At 73.5% G+C, this 14,310-nt stretch carries 12 protein-coding genes; 7 read left to right on the forward strand and 5 right to left on the reverse strand.

Features of this window, described 5'->3' with window-relative positions; genetic code table 11:
* Nucleotides 1-283 precede the first annotated feature (283 nt).
* The 6 genes from AC067A_RS27025 (at nt 284) to AC067A_RS27050 (ending at nt 8,507) form a co-directional block, all read left to right on the forward strand.
* On the forward strand, nt 284-2,485 hold the full coding sequence (locus AC067A_RS27025) for a molybdopterin oxidoreductase family protein (protein ID WP_479245087.1): 2,202 nt from the start codon (nt 284-286) through the stop codon (nt 2,483-2,485).
* A 311-nt stretch (nt 2,486-2,796) separates the two neighbouring features.
* Complete coding sequence (locus AC067A_RS27030; protein WP_479245088.1) at nt 2,797-4,230, forward strand: CitMHS family transporter; 1,434 nt, start codon at nt 2,797-2,799, stop codon at nt 4,228-4,230.
* A 147-nt stretch (nt 4,231-4,377) separates the two neighbouring features.
* Nucleotides 4,378-4,989, forward strand: a complete 612-nt coding sequence (locus AC067A_RS27035) for a hypothetical protein (RefSeq protein WP_479245089.1) — start codon at nt 4,378-4,380, stop codon at nt 4,987-4,989.
* Between the two features lie 52 nt (nt 4,990-5,041).
* Nucleotides 5,042-5,707 (forward strand): class F sortase, encoded by a 666-nt coding sequence (locus tag AC067A_RS27040; RefSeq protein WP_479245212.1) that lies wholly within the window; start codon nt 5,042-5,044, stop codon nt 5,705-5,707.
* A 305-nt stretch (nt 5,708-6,012) separates the two neighbouring features.
* Nucleotides 6,013-7,404, forward strand: coding sequence for an aldehyde dehydrogenase family protein (locus AC067A_RS27045; protein ID WP_479245090.1), 1,392 nt, complete (start codon nt 6,013-6,015; stop codon nt 7,402-7,404).
* Between the two features lie 20 nt (nt 7,405-7,424).
* Nucleotides 7,425-8,507, forward strand: a complete 1,083-nt coding sequence (locus AC067A_RS27050; protein WP_479245091.1) for a Zn-dependent alcohol dehydrogenase — start codon at nt 7,425-7,427, stop codon at nt 8,505-8,507.
* 296 nt (nt 8,508-8,803) lie between these two features.
* Here AC067A_RS27050 and AC067A_RS27055 read toward each other — a convergent pair whose 3' ends face one another.
* From AC067A_RS27055 to AC067A_RS27065, 3 genes are all read right to left on the reverse strand, one after another.
* Nucleotides 8,804-9,505, reverse strand: coding sequence for a DsbA family oxidoreductase (locus AC067A_RS27055; protein WP_479245092.1), 702 nt, complete (start codon nt 9,503-9,505; stop codon nt 8,804-8,806).
* A 176-nt stretch (nt 9,506-9,681) separates the two neighbouring features.
* Complete coding sequence (locus AC067A_RS27060; RefSeq protein WP_479245093.1) at nt 9,682-10,482, reverse strand: oxygen-binding di-iron domain-containing protein; 801 nt, start codon at nt 10,480-10,482, stop codon at nt 9,682-9,684.
* Nucleotides 10,483-10,504: 22 nt separating this feature from the next.
* On the reverse strand, nt 10,505-11,443 hold the full coding sequence (locus AC067A_RS27065; protein ID WP_479245094.1) for a DMT family transporter: 939 nt from the start codon (nt 11,441-11,443) through the stop codon (nt 10,505-10,507).
* Nucleotides 11,444-11,563: 120 nt separating this feature from the next.
* On the opposite strand from AC067A_RS27065, the gene AC067A_RS27070 reads away from it, so the two are divergent.
* Nucleotides 11,564-12,232 (forward strand): TetR/AcrR family transcriptional regulator, encoded by a 669-nt coding sequence (locus AC067A_RS27070; protein WP_479245095.1) that lies wholly within the window; start codon nt 11,564-11,566, stop codon nt 12,230-12,232.
* 219 nt (nt 12,233-12,451) lie between these two features.
* Here AC067A_RS27070 and AC067A_RS27075 read toward each other — a convergent pair whose 3' ends face one another.
* The gene (locus tag AC067A_RS27075; RefSeq protein WP_479245096.1) at nt 12,452-13,366 is read right to left on the reverse strand and encodes a DMT family transporter; all 915 of its coding nucleotides are present in this window, start codon (nt 13,364-13,366) and stop codon (nt 12,452-12,454) included.
* Nucleotides 13,367-13,583: 217 nt separating this feature from the next.
* Complete coding sequence (locus AC067A_RS27080; RefSeq protein ID WP_479245097.1) at nt 13,584-14,279, reverse strand: ArsR/SmtB family transcription factor; 696 nt, start codon at nt 14,277-14,279, stop codon at nt 13,584-13,586.
* Nucleotides 14,280-14,310 lie beyond the last annotated feature (31 nt).

Raw genomic sequence — 14,310 nt, forward strand, 5'->3', positions numbered from 1 at the left:
GGCCGTCGCCACGCGGTACGACAAACTTGCCGTCCGCTACGAAGCGACCGTACTGGTCGCAGCCATCAACGAATGGCTGTGACCAGCACTTTCACAACACGCCCTAGGCCCGCGGGCCTAGGGGGCCCCGTGACGCCACCGAGCCCCACAAAGCCTTCCCCGCAACGCCCTCGCACCCCTACCTGGCACCCCCACCTCGCACCCCGCATCCCGTACCCCCTCCCGCACGTCCCTACCGGTCGGTATGCTCGGCGCCACCCCGACGCCGCCCCAGGGAGACGCCATGTCCACCGCCCTGCGCATCTGCCCCCTCTGTGAAGCGACCTGCGGACTGACCCTCACGCTCGACGGGCCCCGGGTGACGGGGGCGCGCGGTGATCGCGACGACGTCCTCAGTCAGGGTTTCATCTGCCCGAAGGGCGCCGCGTTCCCCGAGGTCGACGCTGATCCGGACCGCCTGCGCGGACCGCTGGTCAGGAAGGACGGGAAGCTCCAGGAGGCCACCTGGGACGAGGCGTTCGACACGATCGCCGCCCGAATCCGGCCGCTGATCGAGGAGTACGGGCCGGACGCGGTGGGTATCGTCCTGGGCAACCCCAATGTGCACACGATCGCCGGCGCCCTCTACCCGCCCCTGCTGATCGGTGCGTTGCGGACGCGGAACCTCTTCACCGCGTCCACGCTCGACCAGATGCCCAAGCACGTCTCCAGCGGCCTGCTCTTCGGGGACCCCTTCGCCGTACCCGTGCCGGACCTGGACCGCACCGACCACCTGCTGATCCTCGGAGCCAACCCGCTGGACTCCAACGGAAGTCTCTGCACCGCCCCCGACTTCCCCGGCAGGCTCAAGGCGCTGCGCCGGCGCGGCGGCACCCTCACCGTCGTCGACCCCCGGCGCACCAGGACCGCCCGCCTCGCCGACCGGTACGTCGCGATCCGCCCCGGCGCCGACGCGCTCCTCCTCGCCGCCCTCGTCCACACCCTCTTCGAGGAGGACCTCGCCGACCTCGGCCGGCTCGCCGACCACGTCGAGGGAGTGGAGGACGTGCGGGCCGCGGTGGGGGAGTTCAGCCCCGAAGCGGTCGCCGCCGCCTGCGACGTGGACGCCGCCACGATCCGTACGCTCGCCCGCGAACTCGCCACCGCACCCACAGCCGCCGTCTACGGGCGGATGGGCAGCTCCACCGTGGCGTACGGCACCCTCGGCAACTGGCTCGTCGACGTCCTCAACATCCTCACCGGCAACCTCGACCGGCCGGGCGGCGCCCTCTTCCCGCTCTCCGCCACCGCGCCCGCCCCGCGCCCCGCCGGACCGGGGAAGGGGTTCGCCCTCGGCCGCCGGCACAGCAGGGTCTCGCGCCACCCGGAGGTCAAGGGCGAACTACCGCTGGTCGCGCTCGCCGAGGAGATCGAGACGCCGGGGGAGGGCCGGATCAGGGCGGTGATCACCGTCGCCGCCAATCCCGTCCTCTCCGCGCCCGACGGGGACCGCCTCGACGCGGCCCTCGGCTCCCTCGACCTCATGATCGCGGTCGATCCCTACCTCAACGAGACCACCCGCCACGCCGACGTCCTGCTACCCCCGCCGCCGCCCTCCCGGAGCGCCCACTTCGACTTCGCCTTCAACGGCTTCGCCGTCCGTGACCAGGCCCGCTACACCCCGGCCGCCGTCCCCCTCGAAGCGGACCGCATGGACGAGTGCGAGATCCACGCCCGGCTGATCCTCGCCGTGACCGGGCCGGACGGGGCCCCGCCGTCCGCCGTCGACGAGCTGGCGATCGACATGACGCTCGCCAGGGCCGTCACCCAGGAGCACTCGCCCGCGTACGGCGCCGACCCGAAGGAGTTCGCGGCCGGACTGTCCGGTGACACCGGGCCCGAGCGGCGGCTCGACCTGATGCTGCGCCTCGGCCCGTACGGACTCACCCTCGACGAGCTGAGGGCCCACCCGCACGGCATCGACCTCGGGCCGCTGAAGCCCCGGATCCCGCAGCTCCTCAAGACCCGCAGCGGACGGATCGAGCTCCTCCCCGCGCCCCTCGCCGCCGATCTGCCCCGACTGCGGGCCGCCCTCGACGCCGTACCGGAGCCGGGCACGCTCCACCTCGTCGGACGACGCCACCTGCGCTCGAACAACAGCTGGCTGCACAACGTCCCCGCACTCAACGGGGGATCGAACCGCTGCACCCTCCAGGTGCACCCGGCCGACGCGGAGCGGCTGCGGCTCACCGACGGCGGGCTCGCGCGGGTCAAGGGCGAGGGCGGCGAGCTGGAGGTGCCGGTGGAGGTCACCGACGGGGTGCGGCCCGGGGTGGTGAGCCTTCCGCACGGCTGGGGACACGACCGGCCCGGCACCCGGCTCGCCGTGGCGTCCGCCCGCCCCGGCGTCAACGTCAACCAGCTGCTCGACGGCTCCCGGATCGACCCTCTCTCCGGCACCGCCGTCCTGAACGGATTCCCCGTCGAGGTGGCGCCCCTCCCGTGACCTCGACCGTGCGCCGTGTCGTGGCCCCTCCCGTGACCTCGACCGTGCGCCGTGTCGTGGCCCCTCCCGTGACCTCGACCGTGCGCCGTGTCGTGGCCGGGCCCGTGACCCCGGCCGTGCCGTTGGCTGCGTGCCGTGCCGTGGCCCCGACTGTGCGCCATGTCGTGACCACGACTGCGACCACCGCCGTGACCTGGGGTTTTGCTCGTATTGCTCACGCGTCAACGTCTTGTTAACGGCTGAAGAGGGCACCTACGGTCATCCGGACCGCCGCTCGGCGGCAGTTCAAGGGTGAACGTGAGGTGTCCTCCATGCTGACCGTCCTCGGTTTCGCCATGATCGCGACCTTCCTGGTCCTGATCATGATGAAGAAGATGTCGCCGATCGCGGCGCTCGTGCTGATCCCCGCGCTCTTCTGCGTCGCGGTCGGGCAGGGGGCCCAGCTCGGTGACTACGTCATCGAGGGGGTCGGCAAGCTGGCGCCGACCGCCGCGATGCTGATGTTCGCGATCGTCTACTTCGGCGTCATGATCGACGTCGGCCTCTTCGACCCGATCGTCCGGGGCATCCTGCGCTTCTGCAAGGCCGACCCGGTCCGCGTCGTCGTCGGCACCGCGCTGCTCGCGGCGATCGTCTCGCTGGACGGTGACGGCTCCACCACGTTCATGATCACCGTCTCGGCGATGTATCCGCTGTACAAGCGGCTCGGCATGAGCCTGGTGGTCATGACCGGTGTCGCCGCCACTGCCAACGGCGTCATGAACACCCTGCCCTGGGGCGGCCCCACGGCCCGCGCGGCCACCGCGCTGAAGCTCGACGCCGCCGACATCTTCGTGCCGATGATCCCGGCGCTCGGCACGGGCCTGCTCTTCGTCTTCGCCCTCGCGTACGTCCTCGGCCGTCGCGAGCGGAAGCGGATCGGGTACCTCACCCTCGACGAGGCCCTGACGCCGGAGACCGAGACCGTGCTGGTCACGGCGGGCGGCACCCACTCTGCCGACACCGGCAACAGCGCCACCGGCCCCGCGAGCCCCGGCACCGGCCCTGCGAGCCCCGGCCCCGCCAGCCCCCGCCCCGAAGGCGGTGGCGCCGCGGCCGACGGCTTCCAGGGGCTCGACCCGAACCGTGCGACGCTCCGCCCCGAGCTGTACTGGTTCAACGCCGGCCTGACCGTCGCGCTGCTCGCGGCGATGATCCTCGAACTGCTGCCGATCCCGGTCCTGTTCCTCCTCGGCGCCGCCCTGGCGCTCACCGTGAACTACCCGAACATGGCGGAGCAGAAGGCCCGCATCGCCGCCCACGCCGACAACGTCCTCAACGTCGCCGGGATGGTCTTCGCCGCCGCCGTCTTCACCGGAGTCCTCACGGGCACGGGCATGGTCAAGCACATGGCCGACTGGCTCGTCGGCGCCATCCCGGAGGGCATGGGCCCGCACATGGGACTGGTCACCGGTGTGCTGAGCATCCCGCTGACGTACTTCATGTCGAACGACGGCTTCTACTTCGGCGTGGTGCCGGTCCTCGCCGAGGCGGGTGCGGCGCACGGCGTCCCGTCCCTGGAGATCGCCCGCGCGTCGCTGGTCGGCCAGGCGCTGCACATGTCGAGCCCGCTGGTCCCCGCGGTGTACGTGCTCGTCGGCATGGCGAAGGTGGAGTTCGGCGACCACACCAGGTTCACGGTGAAGTGGGCCGCGCTGACCTCGCTGGTGGTGCTGGCGGCGGGGATCCTCTTCGGAATCATCTGACCCGGGTCCGTGTCCGGGCTCGGATGTGCGCCGGACGGGCGACTTCGGAGGGTGACGCGCGCATGTCGCCACCCCTCGTGATCATTCGGTAACAGATAGTCGGATTATCGGTAAATCGGTCCCACGATCTTTTCCGGAGGAACCCGCATGCCCGCTCGTACCGCCCGGCCTCTCGCCGTCACCGCCGCAGCCGCGTTCGCCCTGGGCGGCTTCGCCCTCGCGGGGGCGCCGGCGGCGTACGCCGCCCCCGGCGACAACGGCGACGTGAAGATCCACAAGGTCGGCACGCCCGTCGACGACCCGAGGAACGAGCCGAAGGTCTGCAAGTTCTACCTGGCGGCCTTCAACTTCGACACGCTCCAGGAAGTCGACTGGAAGATCACGCCCCAGCCACCCAAGGCGGACGACCCGAGCCTCAGCGGTCACATCACCCTGGCCACCGGCAAGGGCAACACCGGTACGCTGTCGCTGCCCAGCGGCCAGTACAAGCTCGTCTGGACCTTCGAGGGCGAGAACGGGGCCGGCAAGCAGAAGGTGTTCAAGGTCGAGTGCCCCGGTGACGTGATCACCAACCCGACCCACCCGCCGACCAGGCCCCCGCACGGCCCGGTCGGCGCGGGCGGCGGCGGCAGCGCGGAGATCGCGGCCGAGGACTCCTCCGCCTTCGGCATCGGCACGGCCCTCGCGGCCGGCCTCGCCGGCACGGCCGGACTGGTCCTGATCCGCCGCTCGCGCCGCCGCGACAATGGCGCCGCGTAGGTCCCGCCTCACGCGTCGCAGGCGGCGGCTCCTCCGTCTCGCCAGGACCGTGGTGGTCGCCACGGTCCTGGTCGGCGGAGGCTTCTGGTGGGCCGGTGACGGCGAGCCTGCCGAACAGCCGCTCGTCGCCGGCCCGGCCGCTCCCGGGCAGGCGGCGGCCGGGGCGCCCGCGGCCCTGGACCACAAGGCGAAGCCGCGGCCCCGGCCGAAGGCGACGCCGCCGCCCCGGCCTGCGCCCCCGCCGGCGCCGCTGTCCCGCTCGCGTCCCACCGCCCTGGCGGTCCCCGCCATCACCATCGAGGCGCCGGTCATCGAACTCGCCCTCGACGGCGAGGGGCGGCTCGCCACGCCGCCGGCCGACAATCCGAGGGTCGTCGGCTGGTACGCGAAGGGAGTCACCCCGGGGGAGCGCGGCACCGCCGTCGTCGTCGGCCACCGCGACACCCGCACCGGGCCCGCCGTCTTCCTGAACCTCGACTCCCTCAGCCCCGGCAACACCGTCCGCGTCGCCCGCGCCGACGGCAAGGTCGCCGTCTTCACGGTCGACCGCGTGCGTACGTACGCCAAGGCCGACTTCCCCGACCAGGAGGTGTACGGCGCCACCGGGCGTCCGGAGCTCAGGCTGCTCACCTGCGGCGGAGCCTTCGACCGCCGTACGGGCTACGAGGCGAACATCGTCGTCTTCGCCCACCTCACCGATCTCGCCCAGAAGATCTGACCCCTCGTCCGGTACGTCCCCGGCCCCGCGAACCGGGCCCGACAGTCCCGCGAACCGGGCCCAGCGGGCCCGCCCCCACCCGCGCCCCGTCCGACGGAATCCAGCCGCTCCGTCGGGCGGGGCGTGTCGCCGTGCCCAGGGGGCGCGGGTTCGCCGTGGACGGGCGGTCGGCGGGGCGGCACGATGGGCGGGGCCGGGGTGCGGGGGAGGGTGAGACCGGAGGCACGCCGGTGGACCCTGGCGCCGAAAAACTAACAGCGCTAGTTTGGGTCGGACGGGGAACCGGCAACGTGAGGAGACAGCGGATGAAGGCCCACGACGCGATGTACATCGGCGGGGAGTGGCGCCCCGCGTCCTCCGGGGACACGATCCCGGTGATCAACCCGGCGGACGAGCAGGTCATCGGTCACGTCCCGGCCGGGACCGCCGAGGACGTCGACGCCGCCGTACGCGCGGCCCGCGCCGCGCTCCCGGGCTGGGCGGCCACGCCGCCCGCCGAGCGCGGAGCCCGTATCGCCGCGCTGCGCGACGCGCTCGCCGCCCGGGCCGAGGAGATCGCCGCCACCGTCACCGCCGAACTCGGCGCGCCGCCCCAGCTCGCCGCCGCCGTGCACGCGGGGCTGCCGATCGCCGTCGCCGGCTCGTACGCCGAACTCGCCGCCACCCACCCCTTCGAGGAGAAGGTCGGCAACTCCACCGTCTACGCCGAGCCGGTCGGCGTCGTCGCCGCGATCACCCCCTGGAACTACCCGCTCCACCAGATCGTCGCCAAGGTCGCCCCGGCCCTCGCCGCCGGCTGCGTCACCGTCCTCAAGCCCGCCGAGGACACCCCGCTCACCGCTCAGCTCTTCGCCGAGGCCGTGCACGAGGCCGGGCTGCCCGCGGGTGTGTTCAACCTGGTCACCGGCCTCGGCCCGGTAGCCGGCCAGGCGCTCGCCGAGCACCCGGACGTGGACCTCGTCTCCTTCACCGGCTCGACCGCCGTCGGCCGCCGCATCGGCGCACTCGCCGGCGGAGCGGTCAAGCGGGTCGCGCTCGAACTCGGCGGCAAGTCCGCCAACGTGATCCTGCCGAGCGCCGACCTTCCCAAGGCCGTCGCCGTCGGCATCGCCAACGTCATGTCCAACTCCGGCCAGACGTGCAGCGCCTGGACGCGGATGCTCGTCCCCGCCGACCGGTACGAGGAAGCGGTCGCCCTCGCCGCCGAGGCCGTCGCCAAGTACGTCCCCGGCGAGCGCGTCGGCCCCCTCGTCAACGCCAAGCAGCAGGAGCGCGTCCGCGGCTACATCGAGAAGGGCATCGAGGAGGGCGCCCGGCTCGTCGCCGGCGGGCCCGACGCCCCGCGCGAGACCGGGTACTACGTCTCCCCGACGGTCTTCGCCGACGTCACCCCGGAGATGACCATCGCCCAGGAGGAGATCTTCGGGCCGGTCGTCTCGATCCTCCGGTACGAGGACGAGGCCGACGCCCTGGCCATCGCCAACGGCACCGACTACGGCCTCGCCGGCGCCGTCTGGGGCGAGCCCGAGGCGGCCGTCGCCTTCGCCCGCCGCATGGACACCGGACAGGTCGACATCAACGGCGGCCGCTTCAACCCGCTGGCACCCTTCGGCGGGTACAAGCAGTCCGGCGTGGGCCGGGAGCTCGGCGCACACGGACTCGCCGAGTACCTCCAGACCAAGTCCCTCCAGTTCTGAGCCCCGAAGGAGCAACGAGCGTGATCCGCGCCGCCGTCCTGCCCGCCGTCGGCTCTCCCCTGGAGATCACCGGCATCGAACTCCCCGAGCCCGGCCCCGGCCAGGTCCGCGTCCGGCTCGCCGCCGCCGGGGTCTGCCACTCCGACCTCTCGCTCTCCAACGGCACCATGCGCCTGCCGGTCCCGGCCGTCCTCGGCCACGAGGGCGCCGGCACGGTCGTCTCCGTCGGCGACGGGGTCACGCACGTGGCCCCCGGCGACGGCGTCGTCCTCAACTGGGCGCCGTCCTGCGGCACCTGCCCCCCCTGCTCGCTCGGCGAGGTCTGGCTCTGCGCCGAGGCCCTGACCGGCGCCGCGAACGTCCACGCCCGGACGGCGGACGGCACCGAGCTCCACCCCGGCCTCAACGTCGCCGCCTTCGCCGAGGAGACGGTCGTCGCCGCGAAGTGCGTGCTGCCCGTCCCCGACGGCGTACCGCTCACCGACGCGGCCCTCCTCGGCTGCGCCGTCCTCACCGGATGGGGCGCGGTCCACCACTCCGCCCGCGTCCGGGAGGGCGAGACCGTCGCCGTCTTCGGCGTCGGCGGGGTCGGCCTCGCCACCCTCCAGGCCGCCCGGATCGCGGGCGCGTCGACGATCGTCGCGGTCGACGTCTCCCCGGAGAAGGAGGCGCTGGCACGGGCGGCGGGAGCCACCGAGTACGTCGTCGCCTCCGAGACCACGGCGAAGGAGATCCGGAGACTGACGGGCGGCCAGGGCGTCGACGTGGCCGTCGAATGCGTCGGCCGCGCCGTCACCATCCGCACCGCCTGGGAGTCCACCCGGCGCGGCGGCCGCACCACCGTCGTCGGCATCGGCGGAAAGGACCAGCAGGTCACCTTCAACGCCCTGGAGCTCTTCCACTGGGGCCGCACCCTGTCCGGCTGCGTCTACGGCAACTCGAACCCGGTCGAGGACCTGCCGGTCCTCGCCGAGCACATCAGGGCCGGCCGGCTCGACCCGGGCGCCCTCGTCACCGAGCGGATCACCCTCGACGGCATCCCGGGCGCCTTCGAGAACATGCTCGCTGGCAAGGGCGGCAGGGCCCTGGTGATCTTCCCCTGACGCGGCCCGCCGGCCCCTGACGTACGGAACGAGGTTTTTCCGACCGGGATTCGAGCGCCCTCCCGCACGATCGGTCCGACGGGAAGTCCGGGTGTACGGAGCAGTCGGGGGCTCGCTGTGCGGAGCAGGCCCCTCGCCGATGACCCGTGCGAGGACGAGCCGTTCACGGTGGGCAGTCCGTCGAGCCCGGGTGCGGTCGAGGCCCGGCGGACGTCCCTCCTTCCCGCCGGGCGGTGCGCGCGAGGGAACGCCCGGCCGCCGTTCGCGCCGTCGGGGCGCAGTGACGGGGTTTCCGGCTATGCGCCGGCGGCCCGCAGCAGAATGTCCTCGAACACCTTTGGGGAGTCCGAGGCGATCACCGGCCAGCCGATGCCGTACGCGCCCTCCCAGCCCACCTCGATGCCCGGGTTGGCGTGGTCGGAGCCGTCGGGCAGGAAGAGGTGCGGGCTGCAGTTCACGCGGTCGGTCCCGGACACCGCGGCCTGGTCGGCGAGCGTCCGGCGGGCCCGGCCGTCGTCGAGCGCCTCGGTCAGCGCGTCGACGTCGACCACTCCGGTGTCCGCGGCCACGTCCAGGATCACCTTGCGGTGGCTGATGCAGCGCGACTCGGCCCAGAAGGCCCGGCGAAGTCCGAGGTCGAGCTGCTCGGAGGCGTTCAGGCCCTGTTCCTTCGCCGCGAGGACCGCCTCCAGGGCGGGCAGCGTCGTCGAGGGGTAGAGCCAGTCCTTGGCCTGCCACAGCTGCCACCCGGCGGCCGGTTCGAGGCTCGCCATCCGGGCGACCTCGCTGTCCGTGCCGGGACGCGGGCTCGGGGCGTCGTTCAGCAGTTCCAGCGGGAAGGCGCGCAGGTCGAAGGCGACCCGCTCCTCCAGGCCGAGCCGGGCCCTGGTGGTGTGCAGCCGGTGGACGGCGATGTGCGCGAAGGAACACCAGATGTCGGAGAAGACGGTGACGACTCCGCGCGGCGGGGTCAGGTCGGCGGTGGTGGGGTCGGACATGGTTCTCCTCGGTGCGTGCGTGCGTGCGTGTGTGCGTGCGCGCGCGTGTATGTGGGTGTGTGCGTGTATGTGGGGGTGTGCGTGGGCGTGTGTACGTGCCTGCGTGGGCGTGCGGCGGTCGCGGTCGTGTGTCGACGGGGCGGGCGGGGCGGGGTGGAGTGGGGGCCGGGTGAGGCTCAGCCGACGGGGGGCTCGTGGGCGTCCAGCGCGGCCTCGAGGTCGAGGTCGGCGCCCGGCAGCCAGGCGGGCAGGGAGGGGATGCGGGCCATCGCGTCGAAGAGCCGGGGCACGGCGTCCTCGCGGACCGTCGGGCCGTGGGCGCTCAGCAGCCGCGCCGGGCGCAGCGCGGCCAGCTCGCCCACGGACCGGAGGAACCTCGCCTCGTCGACGAGGGCGGTCCATGGGGCTATCGCCCGGTTCAGCACGTCGAACCCGCGGAAGAACTCCTCCGCGGAAAGGTCGGTGAACTCCCGGGCGGGCTCTTCGACGACGGTGCCGAAGCTGTCGGAGCTGTACAGCGTGCCGTCGGAGTGGTCGAACACGGCGAGGGTGCCCGGTGAGTCGAAGGTGGGCGGCCGGTGGAAGCCGAGCTCGCGGTCGCCGACCCTGATCCGGCTTCCCGGGTTCGCCGTCACCACCCGTTCCCGCGGAATGTCGAACTCCTCCGACAGCCGCGTCAGTGACAGCGCGTTGGCGAGCACCTTCGCCCGCGGCGCGGCCTCGAGGACGCGGGCGAGCGCGCCGGTGTGGTCGCGGTCGTCGTGGGTGACGACGACCCAGCGCAGGTCGGCCGGTTCGACCAGAGACCAGAGCGCGTCGAGGAAGTCCTCCCGGTCCACGGGCATGCCGGCGTCCACGAGGAGGGGCTGCCCCGCGCGCGAGAGGAAGGCGTGGACGGGCTGGTCGCCGATTCCGGGTACCGGCAGTGCCGAGGGGAGGACGTGGAGGTCCGGTCCCGCGGTGTAGGAGGGTTTCATACCGCACCTCTCGTGAGGGGTCTCAGGCGAGCTGGATGGTCAGGGAGCCGGCGATCAGCAGGGCGAGGCCCAGGGCCCGAGGCCTCGTCAGGGAGCGTTGGGGGAGTCTGAACAGGCCCTTGTGGTCGATCAGCGCCGAGGTGAGCTGCTGGCCGGTCACCGTGAGCGCGATGGTCACCGCCGCGCCGATCGAGGGGATGAGCAGGAAGGTGCCGGTGACGTAGGCGGCGGCGCAGACGCCGCCCAGCCAGCCCCACCAGGGCATCTTCTTCAGCGGGGCGATCCTGGGCTTCGGGGTGCGCCGGGTCGCGTACAGCACGAGCAGGACCACGGCGATCGTGAAGGTCGCGACGGCGAAGCTGATCACGGCGACGGTGACGGGCTCCCTGAGCTGTGCGCGGAGCTGGGCGTTGACCGCGCCCTGCACCGGGAGGACGCCACCGGCGACGACGCCGAGGGCCAGCGCCCCCGCGCGGCCGGCGCTCGACATCCGGGGCGCGCCGGGGGGTGCCGCCGCCTTCATGCCCCGGATGATCACGACGATGCCCGCGAGCACGGCCAGGGCGCCGATGACGATCCCGGCGCCGAGGTCCTTCCGTGCGAGGCCGAGAAGCCCGAAGAGGTCGAGGGCGAGCGAGGCGAACATCTGGCCGGTGACGAAGAGTCCCACGGCGGCGAGGGCGCCGAGCCGCGGGAACAGCAGGATGCCGCTGGTGATGTAGAGCGGGCTGGCGAGTCCGCCCAGCAGCTGCCAGGGCTCCACGTCGGGCAGCCTGCCGAGGGCGCCGAGCGCGCCGGCGGCCACCGCGAGCACGACGAGCAGGCCGGTGGCGACGCCGAGCTGGAGGGTCGAAGCGCCGTACGGGGTGCCGACGGCCGAGTTGAGCTGGAGGTTCACGGAGGCCTGGACGGCCAGGAGGCAGCCGACCAGCAGAGCCGCGGCGAGCAGCGCGGTGTGCATGGGATCTCCCTGGGACGGGAAGCGGACAGGTAAGTGGACGCCGTGTCCGTTTACCATGCCATGCGGGACCGCAAGCGGACAAGGTGTCCACTTGTTCACGGGGGAAGTAGGGTCAGGGTCATGAGCGACGACGAGCAGCGCGGACGCGGAGCCGCCCCCGTGCACCGGGTCGGCGGGCTCCTGGGAGATCTGCAGGCCGCGGACGAACAGCCGGTCGCCCCGCGGCGGCGGGCGGACGCGGAGCGCAACCGCGCCCAGATCCTGGCAGCGGCCGAGCGGCTCTTCGCCGAACAGGATCCTCGGACGGTCACGATGGACCGGATCGCCAAGGCCGCGGGTGTGGGCCGCGCCACCCTCTACCGGAGCTTCCCCGACCCGCCCTCGGTGGCCGTGGCGTTGCTCGACGAGCACGAGCGCCTGCTCCAGGGACGGCTCATCCACGGCCCGCCGCCGCTCGGCCCCGGCGCACCCGCGGGAGAGCGGCTCGCGGCCTTCTACCTGGCCATGCTCGACCTGCTGGAGCGTCATCTCCCGCTGGCGCTCGGGGCGGAGACCGGCCCCGCGCGGTTCCGGACCGGTGCCTACGGGTTCTGGCGCGTCCACGTCCGTACGCTGCTCGTCGCCCACGGGGTCCGTGACCCGGACCCGCTGATCGACATCGCGCTCAGCCCCCTGTCACCCGAACTCTTCCGGTTCCAGCGGCACGAACTCGGCCTGTCGGTCGAGCGCATCGGCGGATCGCTGACGGCCCTCGCCCACCGACTCCTCGCGTCCGGCGACGAGGACTGACGGCCCGGCGGCCTGAGGGTCCGGCGGCCTGAGGGTCCGGCTACCTGACGGCCGGGCCACTTGAAGGCCGGGCCACCTGAGGGTCCGCCGTCTGATGGCGGGTCCCGGGGCGGGGAGACCGGGTGGGGCGGGGTCCAGACGGGGGGGTAACTCCCGTATGGGTGGAGGTCTTTGCCCACCCGGCCCTATCCGCCACGTGGCTTCGGCCGGCCCTGCCTCTCAGGTGGTTTCGGTCGTCTCGGCCGCGACGGAGGCCCGCGACCCGGAGCGGGACACGGCCACGCCCGCCAGACACAGCGCGCCGCCCGCGAGGGTGAGCAGCCCCGGCAGCTCACCGAGGGACACCCAGGCCATCAGCACGACGAGGGCGGGCACGGCGTACGTCGTCGCGCCCATCCGGCCCGCGGTCGTCCTGGCCAGGGCGTAGGCCCAGGTCGTGAACGCCAGCGCGGTCGGGAACACCCCCAGATAGACCATGTTCAGCGTCGCCGACAGCGGGGCCCGGCCCGCCTCCTCGACCAGCTGCCCGGCGAACGGCAGACAGGCCACCGCGCCCACCAGGCACCCGAACGTCGTCACCTGGAGCGCGCTGCCGTGCGCGAGCGCCGGCTTCTGCGCCACCACCCCGCCCGCGTACGCCATCGCCGCCAGCAGGCAGAGCAGCACCCCGAGCACCGAGGCGTGCCCGCCCGACGACGAGGCGGACATCGACAGCCCGACGGCCACCGCGCCGGCGAAGGACACCGCCATGCCGGCGAGCAGCCGGGGCGGCAGCGACTCCTTCAGGAACCGCGCGCCGAGCAGCGCGATGAGGATCGGCCCGATGTTCACCACCATCGCCGCCGTGCCCGCGTCGACCTCCTGCTCACCCCAGTTGAGCACCACCATGTACACCCCGAACCACAGCAGCCCCGACACCACGATCCCCGGCCAGGCCGCCCGCGGCGGCAGACCCTCCCGCCGCACCAGCAGGACCGCCCCCAGGACCAGGACGCCGGCCAGCAGCCGGCCGAGCGCGAGCGCACCGGGGGAGTACGCCGCCCCGGCGCTGCGAATGGACACGAACGCGGAGGCCCACAGGACCACGGTCACACCGGCGGCGGCGAGCGCCGCCCGCGAGGATTGCTTCTGCATGGCTCGACCGTAGGGCGTGGACCCTTCGGCGCTCACCGCAATATCGCCGGGCGGGACGGGGCGGGGCGGCACACGGGGGGGAAGGGCGGCGCCCGCGGCCCGGATCACCGCGGGTCGGCCCGTATCCCGGTCGCGGCACCGTCGCCCGAGCCCCGCGCCCCCAGCCCCGAGCCCCGAGCCCCGGTCGCGGCACCGTCGCCCGAACCCCGCGCCGCGGTCACCGGAGCGTTTCCGGGGCGATGCCCAGGGACGCGTACAGGGCGGACTCGCCCTCGGCGGTCACCTTCACGGCGCGCTCGGACCCGATCCGTACGCACCACCCGGCGTCGAGCGCGTGCCGGCACAGGGCGGCGCCCGCGGTGCCCGCGAGGTGCGGGCGTCGCTCGGTCCAGTCGAGGCAGCCGCGTGCCACGGGCCGCCGGCCCTTGCGCAGGAGGGTGATGCCCCGCTCGTCGAACCAGGTCAGGCCGCGGTCCGTGAGTGCGAAGCCGGTGTCCTGGCGGAGCAGGCCGCGCACGGTCATCGCCTCGGTGACCGCGATGCCGAGCCGTCCGGCGAGGTGGTCGTAGCAGGTGCGTCCGCGGGCCATCGCCTCGCCGGCGCTCGCCTCGCGCAGGGACCGCGGCGGCGCGGGCACCTCGGGCGCGGACCGGGCGGCCAGGTCCTCGACGAGGTGCGCGATCCCGGGGTCGGCCAGCCGTACGTACCGGTGTCTGCCCTGCCGCTCCTCGGCGAGCACCCCGCCCGCGACCAGCTTGCCGAGGTGCTCACTGGCGGTGGACGGCGCCACCCCCGCGTGCCGGGCGAGTTCTCCCGCCGTCCACGCCCGCCCGTCGAGGAGGGCGAGGAGGAACGCGGCGCGGCTCTCGTCCGCGAAGAGCGCCGCGAGCGCGGCGAGGTCACTGGCTGCCATCCCCCCACCTTGCCGCACCCACCCTTCGGCG

This window comes from Streptomyces sp. NPDC043176 (assembly GCF_056436715.1).